This window comes from Faecalibacterium sp. IP-3-29, assembly GCF_023347335.1.
Taxonomy (GTDB): Bacteria; Bacillota; Clostridia; order Oscillospirales; family Ruminococcaceae; genus Faecalibacterium; species Faecalibacterium duncaniae.
The window spans coordinates 970,744-989,560 of sequence record NZ_CP094471.1; the positions used below are offsets into that span (position 1 = coordinate 970,744).

Genomic DNA, 18,817 nt, shown 5'->3' on the forward strand with positions numbered 1-18,817 from the left:
GCGTTGCAGCAGTAAATCGAGCGCCTGTGCTGTAAAAGGCACGGGCGTTGGCTTTATTGCTATGATGCGCTGGCCGCTGCCTTTTGGAAGATAAGAAGATAAACCGCAAAAGGACAAAGGAGGCAAAACCAAATGGCAATTGAATTTGGTTCCCGCAAAGAGACCTTTGAAAACTTCAAGGTCTACGAGACCACGCTGGCTGGCCGTCCGTTCAAGGTCGAGATGGGCAAGATGTGCGGCCTGTCCAACGCAAGCGCCCTGATCCGCTACGGCGAGACCTGCGTGCTGTGCAACGTTGTGATGAGCCCCAAGCCCCGTGAAGGTGTGGATTTCTTCCCCCTGAACGTGGAGTATGAGGAAAAGCTCTACGCCGCAGGCCGCATCCCCGGCAGCTTTATGCGCCGTGAGGGCCGCCCCGGTGAGCGCGCCATCCTGACCAGCCGCGTGGTGGACCGCCCCATGCGCCCGCTGTTCCCCAAGGAGATGCGCAACGATGTCTGCATCACCATGACCGTGATGAGCCTGGACCCCGATTGCAGCCCTGAGATCGCCGGCATGATCGGTGCGTCTCTGGTCACCGCTGTGTCTGAGATCCCCTGGAACGGCCCCATCGGCGGTGTTCAGGTGGGCCTGGTGGACGGCGAGATCGTCCTGAACCCCACCCAGGAGCAGCGCAAGGTGAGCGACCTGGCCCTGACCGTTGCCGCCACCATGGACAAGATCGTGATGATCGAGGCCGGTGCCAACGAGGTGGACGAGGACACCATGCTCAATGCCATCAAGGCCGCCCATGTTGAGATCAAGAAGATCATCACCTTCATCAACGGCATTGTTGCTGAGCGCGGCAAGCCGAAGATCGATTTCCAGGTGGTGGGTCTGGATATGGACGTGTTCCACGCCATCCAGAACAAGTATCTGGACGACTTCAAGGCCGCCATGGATACCGATGACAAGAATGTGCGGGATGCTGCTCTGCTGCCCATCATGGACAAGATCGCTGAGGAGTACCCCGATCTGTCTGATGCAGACCTCGACCTTGTCAGCTACAAGATGCAGAAGTACGTTGTCCGCCGCTGGCTGCTGGATGAGGGCAAGCGCGTGGATGGCCGCGGCATCAACGAGATCCGCCCGCTGGCTGCCGAAGTGGGCATCCTGCCCCGGGTCCACGGCTCCGGTATGTTCACCCGCGGCCAGACCCAGGTGCTGACCACCTGCACCCTGGGCGGCACCAAGGACAACCAGCTGATGGACGATCTGACCGACGAGCAGACCAAGCGTTACATCCATCACTATAACTTCCCGCCGTATTCTGTCGGCGAGGCCCGCGCACCCCGCAGCCCCGGCCGCCGCGAGATCGGCCACGGCGCACTGGCAGAGCGCGCTCTGGTTCCCGTGCTGCCCTCTCTGGAGGAGTTCCCCTACACCATCCGCTGTGTCTCTGAGGTCCTGAGCTCCAACGGCTCCACCTCTCAGGCTTCCATCTGCGGTTCCACGCTGGCTCTGATGGATGCCGGTGTGCCCATCAAGGCACCTGTTGCCGGCATCTCCTGCGGCCTGATCACCGAGGGCGACCGCTGGATGACCATGCTGGACATTCAGGGCGTGGAGGATTTCCACGGCGATATGGACTTCAAGGTGGGCGGCACCCGCAAGGGCATCACTGCCATCCAGATGGACATCAAGATCGACGGCCTGACTTACGATATCATTGCCGAGGCCTTTGAGAAGTGCCGCAAGGGCCGCCTGTACATTCTGGACGAGATCATCAAGCCCGTGATCGCACAGCCCCGTGAGGAGCTGAGCCGCTGGGCTCCCAAGATGTTCAGCATGATGATCCCTACCGATAAGATCAAGGACGTGATCGGTAAGGGCGGCAAGGTCATCCAGGACATCTGCGCCACCTGCAACTGCAAGATCGATGTGCAGGAGGACGGCCATGTGTTCGTCTCCGCCGTGGATCAGGAGGACGCAAAGCGCGCCATCTTCACCATCAAGACCATTGTGGAGGATCCCGAGATCGGTGCCATCTACAAGGGCAAGGTCACCCGCCTGATGAACTTTGGTGCCTTTGTGGAGATCGCACCGGGCAAGGAAGGTCTGGTGCACATCTCCAAGCTGGACACCAAGCGTGTGGAGCGCGTGGAGGATGTGGTCGCCGTGGGCGATGCCATCGTGGTCAAGGTCACGGACATCGACCAGCAGGGCCGCATCAACCTGAGCCGCCGCGATGCCATTCTGGCGCTGGAAGCCAAGCGCGCCGCGCAGGAGCAGCAGTAATCCATAAATCAGAGGGACCCCACAGCCGGTTGGCTGCGGGGTCCCTTTTTGCTGTCCGAAAAAATTTTTGGGTTTCCTCTTGACAGAAATGCAAAAATGTGTATTATTGTATTAGCTACTTAATACAGCAACACATAAGGAGGGCAAAGCAGAATGAGTGAACAGTTTGATGCCGGCCGCCCGATCTATGCCCAGCTGGTGGAACGGCTCAAAGCCAGAATTCTGGCGGGCACCTACCCGCCGGGGGGCCATCTGGATTCGGTGCGGGATCTGGCCGCAGCTGCCGGGGTCAACCCCAACACGATGCAGAGGGCTCTGGCCCAGCTGGAAAGTGAGGGCCTTGTGCGCACCGAGCGCACCAGCGGACGCTACGTCACGGAGGATACGAATTTGATCGAACAACTGCGGGCTGCCGCCGCCCATGACATCGCGGCAGATTTTTTGGAGAAGATGCGCAGCATCGGCTACACGCCGGAAAAGGCGGCAGCCCTGTTGGAGCACTGGGATACAGAGGAGGTAGAACCCCATGAGTAAGGTGCTGACCTGTGAAAAATTGACAAAAGTATACGGAAAGGAAAAGACCGCGCTGGACGGCATCGATCTGGAGCTGGATTTTGGCCGCATCGTAGGGCTGCTGGGCCCCAACGGCAGCGGCAAGACCACCCTGCTCAAGCTGGCCAATGGTCTGCTGCAGCCCACGGAAGGCCGCATCCGGATCGCGGGCATGGCCCCCGGCCCGGAGACCAAGGAGCTGGTCTCCTACCTGCCGGATGCCGACTGGCTGCCCGACTGGATGCGGGTGGAGGAGCTGGTGGAGATGTTCCGGGATTTTTACGGCACGCCCAGTCAGGCCAAGGCTTACATCGGCTTTGACGCCGACAAGGCCAATGAGATGCTGGCCCGGCTGAACATCGCCCCCAATGCCCGGCTCAAGACCCTTTCCAAGGGCAACAAGGAGAAGGTTCAGCTGGTGCTGGCCATGAGCCGCAACGCCCGTCTCTACCTGCTGGATGAGCCCATCGGCGGCGTGGACCCTGCGGCCCGGGACTACATCCTGAACACCATCATTTCCAACTACAGCAAGGACGCGACGGTTGTCATTTCTACCCACCTCATCGAGGACATTGAGCCGGTGCTGGACGAGGCTGTGTTCCTGAAGGACGGCAAAATCTTCGCCCACCGCGCCGTGGACGACATCCGCGAGACTGAGGGCAAGAGTGTCGATGCGTATTTCCGGGAGGTATTCAAATGCTGAAGCAATTGTTGAAATATGAGTTCAAGGCCACCAAAAGCCTGTACTTCGGGCTGTATCTGGCGCTGGCGCTGCTGAGCGTGGTGCTGGGCGTGACCTTCCGGCAGGAACACGCGCTGGCTCACAGCACAAGCTTCCAGAATCTCGAAGTGATTCTGATGATCGTGTATGTCTCGGTCATCCTTGCCATCGCGGTGCTCTGCTTCGTGAACACCATCCAGCGCTTTTATAAAAATCTGCTGGGACGTGAAGGCTACCTGATGCACACCCTGCCCGTGACCGAGACCCAGCTCATCCTCTCCAAGCTCCTCACCAGCATGGTCTGGGTGCTGTGCAGCGGCCTGGTGGGCATCGTCTGCATCACAGGGATGGTCAGCATCGGTGTGCTGGACGCGGAAGTCCTCGGCACGGAGAACTGGGACCGCTGGATGCAGCTGTGTGGGATGCTGTATGGGGAACTGGGCGCGAAGTTCTGGCTGGTGACGTTCTGGACCATCCTCATCAATCTGGCCCGGCTGGTAAGCCTCATCCTCTGCGTTTACGCTGCCTGTATGATCGCCCATCAATTCCCCAAGCATGTGATGGTGGCCGGAATCCTCGCGTTTATCGGCCTGAACATCGTGGAGACCCAGCTCGATAAGCTGCTGGGCACGAATGATGTGAGTATGATCGTGGATGTCACGTACCGGGTCGTGGATGTGAACGTGACCGGTGTGAGCTATGGAGTGACCCCGATGCGCTGGCTGACGGCGGCACTTGGAACAGACGTTGGCTATCTGTTCTGCTTTGCCGTGACTGCAGCCATTGCGGCGGCATACTTCTTCCTGACCCGGTGGCTGATGAAAAATAAACTGAATCTGGAGTAAACAAAAAGGCGGTGTGCCCGGAGCGGACACACCGTCTTTTGCTGTCTGGAAAAAGGATTACACGCCGGAAGCGCCGTAGTTTGCCAGCACACGGGCAGAAGGATCGTTGACGTTGCAGCCGGGCCATGCCTTGTTCGGCATCCAGAAGCCCACGATGGTGCGGCTCTGGTCGTGGTAGTATTTCTCGAAGATCTCGCGGTAGAACAGGCTCTCCTTGGTAAAGGGCATACAGTGGGCCGAGTAGTTTGCCCGGCGGAGCTGGAACTCCTCATCGGTGTACAGGCTCTCGGCGTACTCCTTGATGTCGTCCACCATGCTGTGGCCCACGGCATGGCGTACTCCTTGATGTCGTCCACCATGCTGTGGCCCACGGCATCGGAGAAGGCGGCCTTTTCGCGCCAGAGGATCTCCGGGGGCAGCCAGTCGCCCTCAAAGGCCTTGCGCAGCAGGTACTTGCCCTTGCCGTAGCTGTTCAGCTTCTTTTCGGGGTCAATGGCCATGACGTAACGCACAAAATCCAGATCGCCAAAGGGCACGCGGGCCTCGATGCTGTTGGCGGAGATGCAGCGGTCGGCCCGGAGGACATCGTACATGTACAGCTCCCGGATGCGCTTCTGGCTCTCCTGCTGGAAGGCATCGGCGGTGGGGGCGTAGTCGGTGTACTTGTAACCGAACAGCTCATCGGAGATCTCGCCGGTCAGCAGCACGCGCACATCGGTCTGCTCGTGGATGGCCTTGCAGAGCAGGTACATGCCCATGCTGGCGCGGATGGTGGTGATATCCCAGGTGCCCAGCAGTCGGATGACCTCCTCCAGGCTCTGGATGACTATGTCCCGGTTGATGATGATCTCATGGTGTTCGCTGCCCAGATAATCGGCGGTCTGGCGGGCATATTTCAGGTCGATGGCATCGGTGTCCATGCCGATGGCAAAGGTGCGGATGGGCTTGCCCAGCTTCTTGGCTGCAATGGAGCAGACCAGCGAGGAATCCAGACCGCCCGAGAGCAGGAAGCCCACAGGGGCATCGGCATCCAGACGCTTTTCCACGCCTGCGATCAGCTTTTCGCGGATGTTCCGCAGGGTGGTCTCCATGTCATCCTCCATGGGGGCGGGCACGTCGGCAATGTCCTCATAGCGGACAAAGCGGCCATCGCAGTAGTAGCTGCCGATGGGGAAGGGGCGGATGTCGTCGCACCAGCCGATCAGGTTCTGCATCTCGGAGGCAAAGGCGATCTGGTGGCTGGACTTGGAATAACCGTAGAACAGCGGACGGATGCCGATGGGGTCGCGGGCTGCGATCAGCCGGTCCTTGCGGGAATCATATAGAATAAGCGCGAACTCGGAGTCCATGTGGCGGAACATATCCAGACCGTACTCGTAATACAGCGGCAGCAGGATCTCGCAGTCGCAGTCGGAGGCAAACTTGTAGCCCCGGCGCTTCAGGATCTCCTTCTCAAAGCGGAAGCCGTAGAGCTCACCGTTGCAGACTACGCAGTCGGCACCGCGGTAGAAGGGCTGCATCCCCTCCGGGGTCAGGCCCATGATGGCAAGGCGGCCAAAGCCCATCAGACCAAAAGGCCCTTCCACCACACGCTGGTCGTCCGGCCCGCGCATCACGGTGCGCAGCAGATACTCCTTGAATTTGGCGGCACTCAGGTCGTGCCCCGTGTAACCCATAACACAACACATATTTCTTACCCCTCTCTCTAAACCTCTCCGTCAATGCTTCGCATTGCCACCTCTCCTGATAGGAGAGGCAGGTTTCCCGGTGACTGAGAGGTTTTTGCAAATAAAAAAATACGGCAGCCTTCATCCCATTGCTAGGACGAATGCTGCCGTATCCGTGGTGCCACCTAAATTACCGGTGCGCGAACACACCAGTCACTTTTGTGTACTCTCCCCGTTGAAAGCACTGCCGCGATAACGAGCGGCTGCCGTCGGCCCCTACTAACTGCCCGAAGCAGGTTCAGGGGGAAGCTCACGGGGGTTCGTTCGGGGCTCATTCTCTGTGCGGCTTCCACCGGCCCGCACTCGCTGCAAAAGAACCTTGAGCACTTACTTTTCCCGATCAACGCTTTTCCTGCCTGCATTGTATCACGGCTCTTTGTCCGTGTCAACACAGTGTTCGCATTTTTGTGAGGTCTGCCCCGGTTGAGGAGGCTTTTGTGCGCAGCTGCGGCACAATCCGTACAAAACGCTGCCCTCGCACTGCAGGGTGAAGCCGTGCTCCGCCATCAGATGGGCACGCACCTCATCCATAAAGTGGCAGTCCAGGTGATAAATGCGCCCGCACTGCACGCACTTCAGGTGCAGGTGCTCGCGGCAGTGGCGGCCCTCGTCCACATACTGGAACACGGCCTTTTCGCCCTTATCGGCCACATATTTCATAATGCGCTGCTCGCCTGCCAGCTTGTCCAGATACCGGTACACCGTGGTGGGATTGGGGCTGGCCCCCTCCGCCTCCAGATGTTCCAGAATGTTGGATGCACTGACCGCGTGCTGGCGGTTGTTGATGAGATAATCCAGGATCAATTGCCGGGTTTTGGTGTTGTACCCCCCGCGACCTGCCATGGTATCAGCCTTCCTTTCTGGGTCAAGTGTACCACAATTTATCCTTCGATGCAAAACAAGAACGAAACACTGGCGACAAGCACAAAAAAACTGTTCAATTTATAGCAAAATAATGCATGACATCTGTTCAAAACGGAAAAGCTCCCAAAGTTTTCAAAAAAGCCTTGTAAACATTGTCCAGATATGTGATAATAATATTAATGATTACTTGGATTATTTAAGGGATACAAGCTGTCCGGCGGGCGACTGATTGCTGCCTGAATGGTCCTGCTTGCGAACTAGGAGATAGAACAATGAAAGAGATGGATTCCCAGTCAAAGACCAGCCTGAAGCTGCAGGCTTACCAGTACCTGAAAACGAAGATTCTGAACTGCGAGTACCGCCCCAACGAATTTCTGAACGAGCAGAAGCTCTGTGCCGAGATGGGCAACATCAGCCGCACCCCCATGCGTGACGCGCTGGGCCGCCTGGAGCAGGAGGGGCTGATCACCATCCTGCCCAAAAAGGGGCTGATGGTCTCCGGCATTACCGAAGAGGACGTGCACAGCATGTTCGAGATGCGCCTGCTGGTGGAGCCTTACGCCCTGCGCACCTACGGCAACCTGATCCCCCGGGAGCAGCTGGAGGCATACACTGAGCTGATGCACCACCCCGAGCGGATCGGTGACTTCTGCAAATCCGACGATGATTTCCATGAGCTGCTGATGAGCAGCCTGCCCAACAAATATCTGCGCTCTGGCTATGACCGCATCACCGGCCTGAACACCCGTTTCCGCATTATGACCGGCAAGGTGAGCATGATCAATCAGGATCAGACCTGTGAGGAGCATCTGGAAATTCTGAATGCCGCCCTGAGCGACAACTGGAACACCGCCGCCGATGCGCTGCAGCATCACCTTGAGCTGGCCCGCGATAAGGCCGAGGGAGTCATCAAGGTCATCCGGCTGTGGTAAATGAAACGATAAAAACGCTGTATCACTCCTTCCGGCATCGCTGATGCGATGCCACCTTCCTCTCAGAGGAAGGCTTTTGCGTTGGCCGCCGCGTTAAGGCTCCCTCCTGGAGGGAGCTGTCGAGCGAATGCGAGACTGAGGGAGTGGGACAGCGTTTTCTTTTGCTGGAAAGTGTAAAAAGTTCATAGAAATCAAAAGAAAAGTACATTGAATATTGTTTAACAATGTGGTATCCTTAACAACAGAGAGAGCCCGCTGGCAGGCGGGCAGAATGATTTTGGAGGAAAATAATTATGGCTGACCGCATTGTTCTGAATACCATTTCCTACCATGGCCACGGTGCCATTGAGAACATCGTTCCCGAGCTGACTGCCCGCGGCTACAAGAAGGCTTTTGTCTGCTCTGACCCCGACCTGATCAAGTTTGGCGTGACCAAGAAAGTCACCGACCTGCTGGATGCTGCAAACTTCGCCTACGCTGTTTACAGCGAGATCAAGCCCAACCCCACCATCGCCAACGTGCAGGACGGCGTGGCAGCCTTCAAGGCTGCTGAGGCAGACTGCATCGTGACCATCGGCGGCGGCTCCTCCATGGATACCGCAAAGGCCATCGGCATCATCATCAACAACCCCGAGTTCGCGGATGTGCGCTCTCTGGAAGGCGTGGCTCCCACCAAGAAGCACGCTGTGTTCACCATTGCCGTGCCCACCACCGCCGGTACTGCGGCCGAGGTCACCATCAACTACGTCATCACCGATGTGGAGAAGAAGCGCAAGTTCGTCTGCGTGGACACCAACGATATCCCCGAGATCGCTGTGGTCGATCCCGATATGATGTCCTCCATGCCCAAGGGCCTGACCGCCGCTACCGGTATGGATGCTCTGACCCACGCCATCGAGGGCTATATCACCAAGGGCCACTGCACCATCTCCGATATGTTCCATCTGGAAGCCATCAAGCTCATCAGCGAGAACCTGCGCGGTGCCGTGCAGAACACCCCGGAGGGCCGCGAGGGCATGGCTCTGGGCCAGTACATTGCCGGTATGGGCTTCTCCAATGTGGGTCTGGGCATCGTCCACTCCATGGCACACGGTCTGTCCGCTCTGTATGATACCCCCCACGGCGTGGCCTGCGCTATCCTGCTGCCGGTGGGTCTGGAGTACAACAAGACCGTTGCCGGGGAGCGCTACCGCGCGGTCGGCAAGGCCATGGGCGTGAAGGGCATCGACGAGATGAACGATGCCGAGGCCGCCGATGCCACCATCGCCGCTGTCAAGCAGCTGAGCGCAGATGTGGGCATCCCCGCAAACCTGCAGGGCATCCTGAAGGAGGAGGACATCCACTTCCTGGCTAAGTCTGCTTTTGCAGATGCCTGCTGCCCCGGCAACCCCCGCGATACCAGCGTGGAGGAGATCGAGGCACTGTATAAGAGCCAGCTGTAATTCGTAAACTGAACAAAGAGGGTCGGGAACGCCGCTTCCCGGCCCCTTTTTGTTCCGGGAAAGGAGCACTATGAACCTGAATTTCTATACTCTTTGTGTAATTTATCTGGTATATTCTTTTTTAGGCTGGGTAGGCGAGACCGTTGTTGCAACTGCAAAGGGCCGCCGGTTCACCAACCGCGGCGTAGCCTCCGGCCCCTTCTGCTTTGTGTACGGCACGGCAGGGGTGCTCATCACCATCGGCCTGAACGACCAGCGCGCCAGCCTGGCGGCACTGTTCTTCGGCAGCATGATCTATGCCACGGTGGTGGAGTGGCTGACCGCCAAACTGCTGGAACGGATCCACCACCGCCGCTGGTGGGACTACTCCGATAAAAAGTTCAATCTGGACGGCTATGTCTGCCTGCAATACTCCCTGCTGTGGGGTCTGCTGGGCATGGCGGCAGTCCGCTGGGGCAACGACCTGCTGTTCCGGCTCTGCGCCCACCTGCCGCCGCTGCTGTTCCACGCTGTGGTATGGGTTGGCATGGCGCTGGCCGTCCTTGACCAGATCTCTGCCATGGTGGCGGTCAGCCGGTATGCGAACCGCCACCCACGGCTCGAGCAGCTGAATCGGGAGCTGGGCAGGGGCTCGGAGAGGCTGCGGCAGAAAATTACCGCCAGCGTGGAAAAGCGGATCCAGCGGGCGTACCCTGCTGCGGCCCGTCCGGAGCCCACCACCAATGCCGAAAAGCAGCTCTCCCTTGCCGACCTGCTCTGGCTCTTTGTCATCGGGGCTTTCCTCGGAGATGTGGTGGAGACCATCTTCTGCCGCATCACCGCCGGGGTCTGGATGAGCCGTTCCAGCCTGGTCTGGGGCCCGTTCAGCGTGGTGTGGGGGCTGGCGCTGGTGCTGGCCGCCATCCTGCTGCGGGGCGGCGAACAGAAGAGCGAGAGCCGTATCTTCTGGTTCGGTGTGATCCTGGGCGGTGCGTATGAGTATGTGTGCAGCGCTGTGACAGAGCTGCTGTTCGGCACCGTGTTCTGGGATTACAGCGGCTTCAAGTTCAATCTGGGCGGGCGCATCAACCTGCTGTACTGCTTCTTCTGGGGCATTGCGGCCGTGACCTGGATCCGCTATGGCTACCCGCTGGTGGCAAAGGGGATGAAGGCGGTCAAGCGCAGGATCCGCCCCTGGATGACCGCTCTGCTGGCCGTGTTCATGGCCGTGAACCTTGTGACCAGTGCGTTGGCGCTGGCCCGCTACGATGCCCGCACCAGCGGCGCGGCTCCGGCCAATGCGGTGGATGTGCTGCTGGATGAGCATTTTGACAATGCCCGGATGGAGCGCATCTACCCCAACGCCAAAAAGGTGGAGAAGGCTGGGTAAAAATGCACGATTTTGCTTGCGTTTTGCAGGGAAAACAGGTATAATACTTTTTGGATTAAAAAGGAGAGATTTTATATGCTGATCCCTGTATTATTGTTTATCGTGGGCCTGCTCTGCCTCATCAAGGGCGGCGACTGGTTCGTGGACGGTGCAACCGGCATCGCCCGCCGCTTCAAGGTGCCGGAGCTGCTCATCGGTGCCACGGTGGTGTCCATCGGCACCACTCTGCCTGAGGTCATGGTCTCCACCACCTCGGCCATGACCGGCCACGGCGAGATCGCCTATGGCAACGCCATTGGCTCGGTCATCTGCAACGCGGCCCTGATCGCGGCCATCACCATTGCGGTCCGCCCGGGCAAGGTGGACCCCAAGAGCCTGCGGGTGCCGGTGCTGTTCTTCTTTGTGGCAGCGGCCCTGTATGCGGGCGTGGCCTACACCACCGGCTACTTCAGCCGCCCCATCGGCATTGTGCTGCTGGCAATGTTCGTGGCGTACATGGTCTGCAATGTGCTGGCTATGAAAAACGCCCCCGCCCCGGAAGATGATGAGGACGAGCCGGAAAAGGAAATGTCCTTTGCCAAGGAGATCGGCCTGCTCATCCTCGGCGCAGCCCTGATCGCTGTGGGCGCAAACCTGCTGGTGGACAACGGCACCCTGATTGCGCAGGCGCTGGGCGTGCCGGAATCCGTCATCGCCCTGACCTTTGTGGCGCTGGGCACCTCTCTGCCTGAGCTGGTCACGGCGATCACCTCGCTGGCAAAGGGCCACGGTTCCCTCTCGCTGGGCAATGTCATTGGTGCCAACGTGTTCAATCTGGTGCTGGTCAGCGGCATGTCCATCACGGTGTCGCCTTTCAGCATCCCGCAGAACTCCACCATCATGGGCATCAATTCCTCTCTGGTCATGGATCTGCCCGTGATGTTCGTGGTCATGCTCCTCCTGACTGTGCCCGCTCTGCTTAAGGGCAGGCTCTCCCGCTGGCAGGGCGTGCTGCTGCTCTGCATCTATGCAGCCTTCTGCGCCGTCCAGTTTGCAATGTAAGCCTCTGCGCCGGAGACCCGGCCCGGCTCCACGCCGGAGCGGGCGCTTTGGGGCAGAAAATCGTTTTGAGAAAGGCATCCTCGTTTGCGGGGATGCCTTTTTTTGTCCCCACAGCAGGGTCTGACCGGAAGAGGCGCTTTCTTAAGAAATCCTTAGAAAAATTTCATGGAAAATGCAGGAAACTGCTGTTATACTAGAACCGAGAACGACAAAAAGGGGAGAAGACCATGGCAGAGCAGACCATTCTGATCGCGGAGGACGATCCGGATATCCGGGACGGTGTGCTGGATGATGTGACCAACCTCATCAGCACCGCAGCCAGCTCCACCACGAACACCGGCTCTGGCTCGTCCACCTCCAACACCACCAGTTCCAGCACCTCTGACCTTGTGGCCGGTGCGGTGGAAAGCGTGATGCCCTCCACCAGCACCCTGCTGTATGGTTTGGTCGATGGCAGCATTGGCAGCACCCTGTGGGAGAGCGTGACCAGCAGCACCGCCAGCCTGGCAAGCTATCTGCTCAAGATCGGTGCCAACAGTACCACGGGCGTGGTCAGCTCGGTGCTGGATTACCTGAGCAGCGGCGCAAACTATGTCTGCTATGTCAACGGTGAGCAAACTACCTATAAGACCAGCGTGAAGTATCCCGTGCTGGCGGGCGGCATCTCGGTGCGCAAGACTGCTTCCGGCAGTGTGGGCACCATGGCCCAGCTGCTCCCGGTCACGGTGGATCAGCTGGGGGCCGCCTCCGTGCGGAGCGGCTCCACCCGTTATGAGACTGCCGATGACATGCAGGTGTATCTGTGGTACAAGGGCAAGTATTACGCCACCACCCTTTCCCAGATCAACGCCGAGGATTACAGCCTCATCGGCTGGTACGATGCCCACGGCAGCGCGGCGGGTGGAAAGATCCGCGTTCTTGTGGCCGTGAAAAAAGACTGACCGCGTCTCCGGCAGGCTGTGAAATGGGACGAAATCCGGTCATAAAAAGGCAGTTAGGCGACATTTTTCACGATTTATCCATTGAAATTCTCCCCCGGGGATGATATGATAGACCTGTTCCTGCGCGGCAAAAGTCCGGGAACGAAATCTGAAGTGGGAGAATTTTGTACCAGATGCAGAAAAAGAAGCTTTATCAGCTGGCTGCGGCCATCGTTTTTGTGGTGGCCGTGGCAGCTGCTTTGATCCTGACAGGGATGCGGAAAAGCACCCCTGTGTCCGAGGCGCAGGTCAGCTCTGTGCCGTCCTCCGCTCTGCCCGGCGGGGAAGCTGAGGGGCCCTCCAGCGCCGCAGCCTCCAGCGAGAGCGCCGTCAGCAGTGAGGTGACGGAAGAATCCCCGGTTTCGTCCTTTTTGGAACAGCTGGAAGAGGAACTTGGCATTTCCTCTTCGGAGACAGCTTCGTCCAGTGAAGCCTCCTCTGCCGCCAGCGCAGGCAAGGCGGACAGCGTGAGCTCCGCAGTGTCCGGTTCCAGTGCCGCACACTCGGTGCCTGCGTCCTCTGCGGCTTCCGGCAGCCATGCGGCCAGCAGTCAGGCCCCCGGCAGCAGCCATGCCTCCAGCAGCTCCGCTGCTTCGGAGAATGAGGTGGATGCCAAGATCGACAGCTACATCCGCCAGCTGCAGAACCTGAAGAGGCAGACGGAATCCAAGCTCTACGGCGTGATCTACGAGGCCTACAATGAGTATATCTCCCACCCGGTGGAGGAGCGCAATCTGGGGATGAAGGTCTCCATCGTGGTGTCCAAAACCGCCAAGCTGACCAGTGTTCAGGGCGAGTGTGACAAGGAGTTCAACGCCATCCTGAAAGAGCTGCGCCAGTACCTGCGGGACAATGGCCGTGACCAGAGCGTTGCGGATCAGGCAGAGCAGGAGTACAAAAAGATGAAGTCCGACCTGACCAGTGAGCTGACCGGCATTGTCTATAACAGTGCGGTGGGCAGCGGTGATGGCGGCAAATGGATCCAGGAACACATTGAGCATAAGCGCTGAAATAGATAAGAGCCGTGCAGTTCAAACGCTGCACGGCTCTGCTTTTTATGTTACTGCACACGCTTTAACGCTGTGTTGATGAGATCGGCAAACTGCTCCAGACGCTCCCGGAGCTGGACAATGGAATCGATGTCGCTGTCGGAAATGACACTGACGGGAGCCGAAAGGCTGTTGACACCGGCTTCCAGCGTGCCGCTCAGGGCTGCGTTGACACCGTGGGCGGGAATCTCCACATGCACATCCACGGGGATGGTGTCATCGAAGAGCAGGGACTTCAGCGGCAGGCCCACCACAAGGACAGCAGCGTCCTCCCCCTCAGACGGGAACTGATAGTAGGTGTAGTCCTTCTTGGCATAATCGGGGTGGACGATGCACTGGCGGCTGAGGGTCATGGTATAGCCGGACATCTCCTGCATGGCCACCTGCGTGTTGGGTACGCCAAGGACCTTTGCCAGCTGGGACTGCGTGATGTAGTTGGGCAGAGACCACTCCGGCAGGAACGCACCCACCAGCGGCGCGCTGTCCACGATGGAATCCCGCAGGGTGCGGTAGAGCCGCCCGGCATCGAAGTAGGTATCGTTGGCATCGATATAGAGGTCGGTGAAAAAGTCGGTGCCGCCGGTCTCCGCGCGGGTAAGCCCGCCGGAGGGGTACAGGTACAATTGCAGCTGCCCCGGCGAATACAGCCCGGCCACATCGCCGGAAGTTGCACCCACCTGTTTCAGAATATTGTACAGGGCCGGGGTACTGGCACTGTCCTGTGCGGTGATGTTATAGCTGAGCTCAAAGGCCGCCCCCTTTTGTAAGGCACGGACTTTGCTGTTGACCAGACTGAAAAGGACCAGCACAGCCACCAGACACACCGCCAGAATGCAGGCCACCACCGTGACCACGGCGCGGGAACGCTTTTTGGAAGATTTCATGGCAGAACCTCCTGTTCTCTTTATAAGGAATACGATCCAGAGCTTAAAAATCGTTCAAGATGGCTCTGATTTTTTTATAATTTATTTGCAGGCCGCCACAAAGGCATCAAAGATCCCCTGCATGGCGGGGTCGGCAGCGCTGAGCCATTCAGGGTGCCACTGCACGCCCAGGCAGAACTTCGCGTCCGGTTTCTCAATGCCCTCTACGATGCCGTCCTCGCTCAGGGCCGACAGCACAAGGCCGGGGGCGACCTTGTCCACCGCCTGATGGTGCTGGCTGTTGACCAGAACGGTATCATGCCCCAGAATGCGAGAGAGCAGGGTATCCCGCCGCACGGTGACGGTGTGGATCTTGCCCCAATGGTCGTTGTGGGGGACGTGCTCAAAGGGTTTGATGTCCTGATACAGATCGCCGCCCAGCGCAACATTCATCAGCTGGATGCCTCGGCAGATGGCCAGCACCGGCTTGTCGGCGGCAAGGAAGGCGCGCAGCAGCAGCGGTTCGGCGGTATCCCGCAGAACGTTGGGCTCGCCGCAGGCGGGGATGCGCTCCTGCCCGTAGAATTTTGGGTCGATGTCGCCGCCGCCCGGCAGCAGCAGGCCGTCACAGGCCAGTGCATCCTGCACGGCCTTTTCGGGGTCGTCCAGCTCGATCCAGCGCATCTCTGCCCCGGCCCGGGCAAGGCTTTCGGGATATTTTGCGTGGGCCTCTGCCAGCAGCTGGTTCGGCACCATGCGCGGCATTGCAATCGTAATAGCAGCAGACATTGTAGAAACTCCTTTTTACGTCAACAGAAAAACCCCGGAACATTCGTTCCGGGGTTTCTGGCGGAAAGATGGGGATTCGAACCCCAGAACGCTTTTGACACGTTACACGATTTCCAGTCGTGCGCCTTAGACCAACTCAGCCATCTTTCCACATCTTCAGTTTTCAGCGTTTCGGGCCGTGGCCCTCAGCGCTCCACTATAATACCTGAAAGGATGACTTTTGTCAAGGATTTTTTTGAAAAAATTTGAAAAATCTAAAAATCAACGGTTCTGCGCCATACGTTTTTTCGTTTAAAAAAGCAGAACCTGATAATCCCCTTGACGAACCCATAAAAACGGACTATGATGTGGGCAGAGAACGGTTGGAATTTGCAGGTTCCGCTCGAAAAAGAGAGCCTGAACAGGAGGATGCGATATGAATTACGCTGATGTTTTGAACAATGCCCGCCAGTGCATCGGGCAGTACTGCAAGGCCTGCCCCGTGTGCAACGGTGTGGCCTGCAAAAACCAGATCCCCGGCCCCGGTGCCAAGGGCGTGGGCGATACGGCCATCCGCAATTATAATAAGTGGGCGGAGATCCGGGTGAACATGGACACCCTGTGCGAGAACGGCACCCCCGACACCGGTGTGGAACTGTTTGGCAAAACCTTCAAGTATCCCTTCTTTGCAGGCCCTGTGGGTGCGGTGAACCTCCACTATTCCGACACCTACACCGATATGACCTACAATGACGTGCTGGTGCGCGCCTGTGCCGAAAACGGCATTGCCGCCTTTACGGGTGACGGCACCAACCCCGACGTGATGACTATGGCCACCAAGGCCATTGGTGCAGCAGGCGGCTGCGGCGTGCCCACCATCAAGCCCTGGAACATCGACACTGTCAAGGCCAAGATGGAGCAGGCCAAGGCCAGCGGCTGCTTTGCCGTGGCCATGGACGTGGATGCCGCCGGTCTGCCCTTCCTGAAGAATATGACCCCGCCCGCCGGCAGCAAGAGTGTCGCCGAGCTGGCCGAGATCGTCAAGCTGGCCGAGCGCCCCTTCATCGTCAAGGGTGTGATGACCGTCAAGGGTGCCCTCAAGGCCAAGGAGGCCGGTGCTGCTGCCATCGTGGTCTCCAACCACGGCGGCCGTGTGCTGGATCAGTGCCCCGCCACCGCCGAGGTCCTGCCGGAGATCGCTGAGGCCCTCAAGGGCAGCGGTGTGAAGATTCTGGTGGATGGCGGCATCCGCTCCGGCGTGGATGTGTTCAAGGCGTTGGCTCTGGGTGCTGACGCTGTGCTCATCTGCCGCCCCTTTGTCACCGCAGTCTATGGCGGCGGCGAGGAAGGCGTGAAGTGCTACATCGACAAGATCGCCGCCGAGCTGGCCGATACCATGCAGATGTGCGGCGCGCACTCTCTGGCCGAGATCACCCGGGATATGGTGAGGATCTGATGAACTAGCATAAGAAAAGCGGCATCTTTCCGTTTGCACGGAGAGGTGCCGCTTTTTGCTGCATATCAAGAAATTACTTCAACGTTCCATCCAGCACCTGCTGGTAATACCAGGGCTTCGGAGCGCGGAAGACTTTGCCGGAAAGGTCGACGAAGTCGGGGGAGGTGAAGCGGGGGAGGACCAGCTCCCAGGCGCAGAGAGCCTGATACTTGAGCTTGAGTTCCCGGTTGGCGGTGTTGTTGCCGTACTTGCTGTCGCCCAGGATGGGGCAGCCGATGCTTGCCATGTGGGCACGGATCTGGTGGGTGCGGCCGGTGATGAGCCGGACCTTGAGCAGGGCCAGACGGCCGGAGACGGCAACGGTCTCGTACTGGGTCTCCACGTCCTTGGCACCGGGCTGCTTGTCGGGCACGATCTTCACGATGCCGCGGTCTGCATCCTTGAGCAGGTAGCCGCCCAGGGTGCCGTCCGGCGGGGTGGGGCGGCCAAAGGTGACGCAGAGGTAGGTCTTTTTGACCTCGCGGTTCTTGATGACCTCAAGGAACAGCTGCTCGGCCTCGGGGGTCTTGGCAATGAGGACCAAGCCGCTGGTGCCGGTGTCCAGCCGGTGGCAGAGGGTCGGGGTGTACAGATCGTTCTCCTTGTACTCGCCCTGCTGGTTGAGGTAGAGCAGAGCACGGTTGAGCAGGGTGTCGTCCTCGGGGCCGTCCACGGCAAGGCCAGCAGGCTTGTTCACCACCAGGATCTGCGGGCAGTCGTAGATGACCTGTGCCGGGCCGCGGGCGTTCTTCCACGCCGGGCCTTCCACCCGCTTGCCGGCATCCAGCACCTCGTCCAGAATGAACAGCTTGATCTCGTCGCCCGCCATCACGCGGGTGGAAAGGGGCTGCTTTTTGCCGTTCAGCTTGATCTTGTTCTCCCGCAGAGCCTTGTTCAGGCGGCCCGGGTTCAGTGCCGGGAACTGCTGCATCAGATAGTTGTCGAGCCGGGTGGGGGCCAGACATTTTACTTTTAAGATTTTCACGGAAATTTTCCTCTCTATCTTGAAATAGAATGTGTCTTTGAATCGTTTTTATTGTAGCGGAACGGAAACGTTCCGTCAAGCAAGAGAAAGAAGGTTTTCGTATGAGATGGAACCATAAAATAGGAACATTTACGGTGCTTTTGGCGCTTGGGATCACCATGGCGGGCTGTGGGGCCTCCAGTTCCACGGCGGGAAGCACAGCGGCTTCCACGCCAAGCACGACCTCTTCGGAGGCGCAGGAGGCGCAAAAAACGGAAGTACAGCCCATGCAAGGCGTTTTACTGAGCGACCCCCTTTCGGATGGCACCTATCACATCAGCTTTGAAAGCGATAAAGTATGGGTCGGTGAACGCAAGAATACCATCAACGACGCGGTCGTATACGACTATGACCGGTACACAGCCCCAGAGATAGAAGCATTGAGCGAAGGCGATACCATTGTAACACATCTAAACGGGACAGAGGAAACTACAGCCCTGACCGTGGAGAGCATCGAGCGGGAAAACAACTATGTGACCATCAACGGCGGAATAGAAGAAGGCGGCATCGACTTATGCAAAGAGGAGGACCATTACCGGACTCTGACATGGGATGATTTTCCCGCTTATTATGAAGTTGGTGTGGTGAAGCAGCTTGTTATGGCAGACGATATCGAACTATCGGACGGCGCAGCAGACTTTGGAGCCGACCCAGTGATGGTCAAGGGAGACCGGGCGGTTTGCGATGCAATGAGCAGCGAAGAAGATGTTTATGGGTGGAATGCGGGAAACACGACCGTGACCATCCAAAACGGCGAGATGACCCATGTAGACCGCATCTGGGTGCCGTAAAATTTGTGGAAAACCCGTTGACAAACGCAGAGCCCATGCTATAATTTAAGTGTACGCAAGGGGCGAATATGCGCCTT

General features: G+C 58.5%; 16 protein-coding genes, 1 tRNA gene, 1 pseudogene and 1 other annotated feature. Of the genes and pseudogenes, 12 read left to right on the forward strand and 6 right to left on the reverse strand.

Going from position 1 to position 18,817, the window contains the following annotated elements:
- The first annotated feature begins 132 nt into the window (after positions 1-132).
- The 4 genes from MTP40_RS04630 to MTP40_RS04645 all read left to right on the forward strand — a co-directional run bounded on the left by MTP40_RS04630 (position 133) and on the right by MTP40_RS04645 (position 4,395).
- The gene (locus MTP40_RS04630) at positions 133-2,277 is read left to right on the forward strand and encodes a polyribonucleotide nucleotidyltransferase (RefSeq protein WP_005933140.1); all 2,145 of its coding nucleotides are present in this window, start codon (positions 133-135) and stop codon (positions 2,275-2,277) included.
- A 153-nt stretch (positions 2,278-2,430) separates the two neighbouring features.
- Positions 2,431-2,811, forward strand: coding sequence for a GntR family transcriptional regulator (locus tag MTP40_RS04635; RefSeq protein ID WP_154276386.1), 381 nt, complete (start codon positions 2,431-2,433; stop codon positions 2,809-2,811).
- Positions 2,804-3,532, forward strand: coding sequence for an ABC transporter ATP-binding protein (locus MTP40_RS04640; protein ID WP_098922884.1), 729 nt, complete (start codon positions 2,804-2,806; stop codon positions 3,530-3,532). The genes MTP40_RS04635 and MTP40_RS04640 overlap by 8 nt, the downstream gene beginning before the upstream one ends.
- Positions 3,526-4,395 carry a hypothetical protein gene (locus tag MTP40_RS04645; RefSeq protein WP_249259898.1) on the forward strand — a complete coding sequence of 290 codons (870 nt, stop codon included), beginning with the start codon at positions 3,526-3,528 and terminating at the stop codon, positions 4,393-4,395. The genes MTP40_RS04640 and MTP40_RS04645 overlap by 7 nt, the downstream gene beginning before the upstream one ends.
- Positions 4,396-4,452: 57 nt before the next feature.
- On the opposite strand, the pseudogene asnB reads toward MTP40_RS04645, so the two are convergent.
- Together asnB and MTP40_RS04655 are read right to left on the reverse strand one after the other, a co-directional pair.
- A pseudogene (gene asnB / locus MTP40_RS04650) lies at positions 4,453-6,083 on the reverse strand (asparagine synthase B).
- A gap of 129 nt (positions 6,084-6,212) precedes the next feature.
- Positions 6,213-6,475 (reverse strand) — a binding site (T-box leader).
- 13 nt (positions 6,476-6,488) lie between these two features.
- Positions 6,489-6,965 (reverse strand): Fur family transcriptional regulator, encoded by a 477-nt coding sequence (locus MTP40_RS04655; RefSeq protein WP_249259899.1) that lies wholly within the window; start codon positions 6,963-6,965, stop codon positions 6,489-6,491.
- Between the two features lie 293 nt (positions 6,966-7,258).
- On the opposite strand from MTP40_RS04655, the gene MTP40_RS04660 reads away from it, so the two are divergent.
- The 6 genes from MTP40_RS04660 (at position 7,259) to MTP40_RS04685 (ending at position 13,760) form a co-directional block, all read left to right on the forward strand.
- Positions 7,259-7,918, forward strand: coding sequence for a GntR family transcriptional regulator (locus MTP40_RS04660; RefSeq protein ID WP_097772519.1), 660 nt, complete (start codon positions 7,259-7,261; stop codon positions 7,916-7,918).
- A 293-nt stretch (positions 7,919-8,211) separates the two neighbouring features.
- Positions 8,212-9,360, forward strand: coding sequence for a lactaldehyde reductase (gene fucO, locus MTP40_RS04665; RefSeq protein ID WP_249259900.1), 1,149 nt, complete (start codon positions 8,212-8,214; stop codon positions 9,358-9,360).
- Positions 9,361-9,430: 70 nt separating this feature from the next.
- Positions 9,431-10,729, forward strand: a complete 1,299-nt coding sequence (locus MTP40_RS04670) for a putative ABC transporter permease (RefSeq protein ID WP_249259901.1) — start codon at positions 9,431-9,433, stop codon at positions 10,727-10,729.
- 75 nt (positions 10,730-10,804) lie between these two features.
- Positions 10,805-11,770 carry a calcium/sodium antiporter gene (locus MTP40_RS04675; protein WP_249259902.1) on the forward strand — a complete coding sequence of 322 codons (966 nt, stop codon included), beginning with the start codon at positions 10,805-10,807 and terminating at the stop codon, positions 11,768-11,770.
- Positions 11,771-11,997: 227 nt separating this feature from the next.
- On the forward strand, positions 11,998-12,711 hold the full coding sequence (locus tag MTP40_RS04680) for a hypothetical protein (RefSeq protein ID WP_249259903.1): 714 nt from the start codon (positions 11,998-12,000) through the stop codon (positions 12,709-12,711).
- Positions 12,712-12,884: 173 nt separating this feature from the next.
- Positions 12,885-13,760, forward strand: a complete 876-nt coding sequence (locus tag MTP40_RS04685; protein WP_249259904.1) for a hypothetical protein — start codon at positions 12,885-12,887, stop codon at positions 13,758-13,760.
- A gap of 50 nt (positions 13,761-13,810) precedes the next feature.
- Here the strand turns inward: MTP40_RS04685 and MTP40_RS04690 are convergent, their stop codons facing one another.
- The 3 genes from MTP40_RS04690 to MTP40_RS04700 all read right to left on the reverse strand — a co-directional run bounded on the left by MTP40_RS04690 (position 13,811) and on the right by MTP40_RS04700 (position 15,601).
- Complete coding sequence (locus MTP40_RS04690) at positions 13,811-14,683, reverse strand: hypothetical protein (RefSeq protein WP_249259905.1); 873 nt, start codon at positions 14,681-14,683, stop codon at positions 13,811-13,813.
- Between the two features lie 81 nt (positions 14,684-14,764).
- Positions 14,765-15,451, reverse strand: coding sequence for a gamma-glutamyl-gamma-aminobutyrate hydrolase family protein (locus MTP40_RS04695; RefSeq protein ID WP_249259906.1), 687 nt, complete (start codon positions 15,449-15,451; stop codon positions 14,765-14,767).
- Positions 15,452-15,509: 58 nt separating this feature from the next.
- Positions 15,510-15,601, reverse strand: a tRNA-Ser gene (locus MTP40_RS04700).
- Positions 15,602-15,866: 265 nt separating this feature from the next.
- On the opposite strand from MTP40_RS04700, the gene MTP40_RS04705 reads away from it, so the two are divergent.
- The gene (locus MTP40_RS04705) at positions 15,867-16,886 is read left to right on the forward strand and encodes an alpha-hydroxy-acid oxidizing protein (protein WP_117533581.1); all 1,020 of its coding nucleotides are present in this window, start codon (positions 15,867-15,869) and stop codon (positions 16,884-16,886) included.
- Positions 16,887-16,959: 73 nt separating this feature from the next.
- Here the strand turns inward: MTP40_RS04705 and MTP40_RS04710 are convergent, their stop codons facing one another.
- Entirely contained in the window at positions 16,960-17,910 is a 951-nt protein-coding gene (locus MTP40_RS04710) for an RluA family pseudouridine synthase (protein ID WP_249259907.1), read from the reverse strand.
- A gap of 266 nt (positions 17,911-18,176) precedes the next feature.
- Here MTP40_RS04710 and MTP40_RS04715 point away from each other — a divergent pair, with 266 nt between their 5' ends.
- Entirely contained in the window at positions 18,177-18,740 is a 564-nt protein-coding gene (locus tag MTP40_RS04715) for a hypothetical protein (RefSeq protein WP_097772716.1), read from the forward strand.
- Positions 18,741-18,817 lie beyond the last annotated feature (77 nt).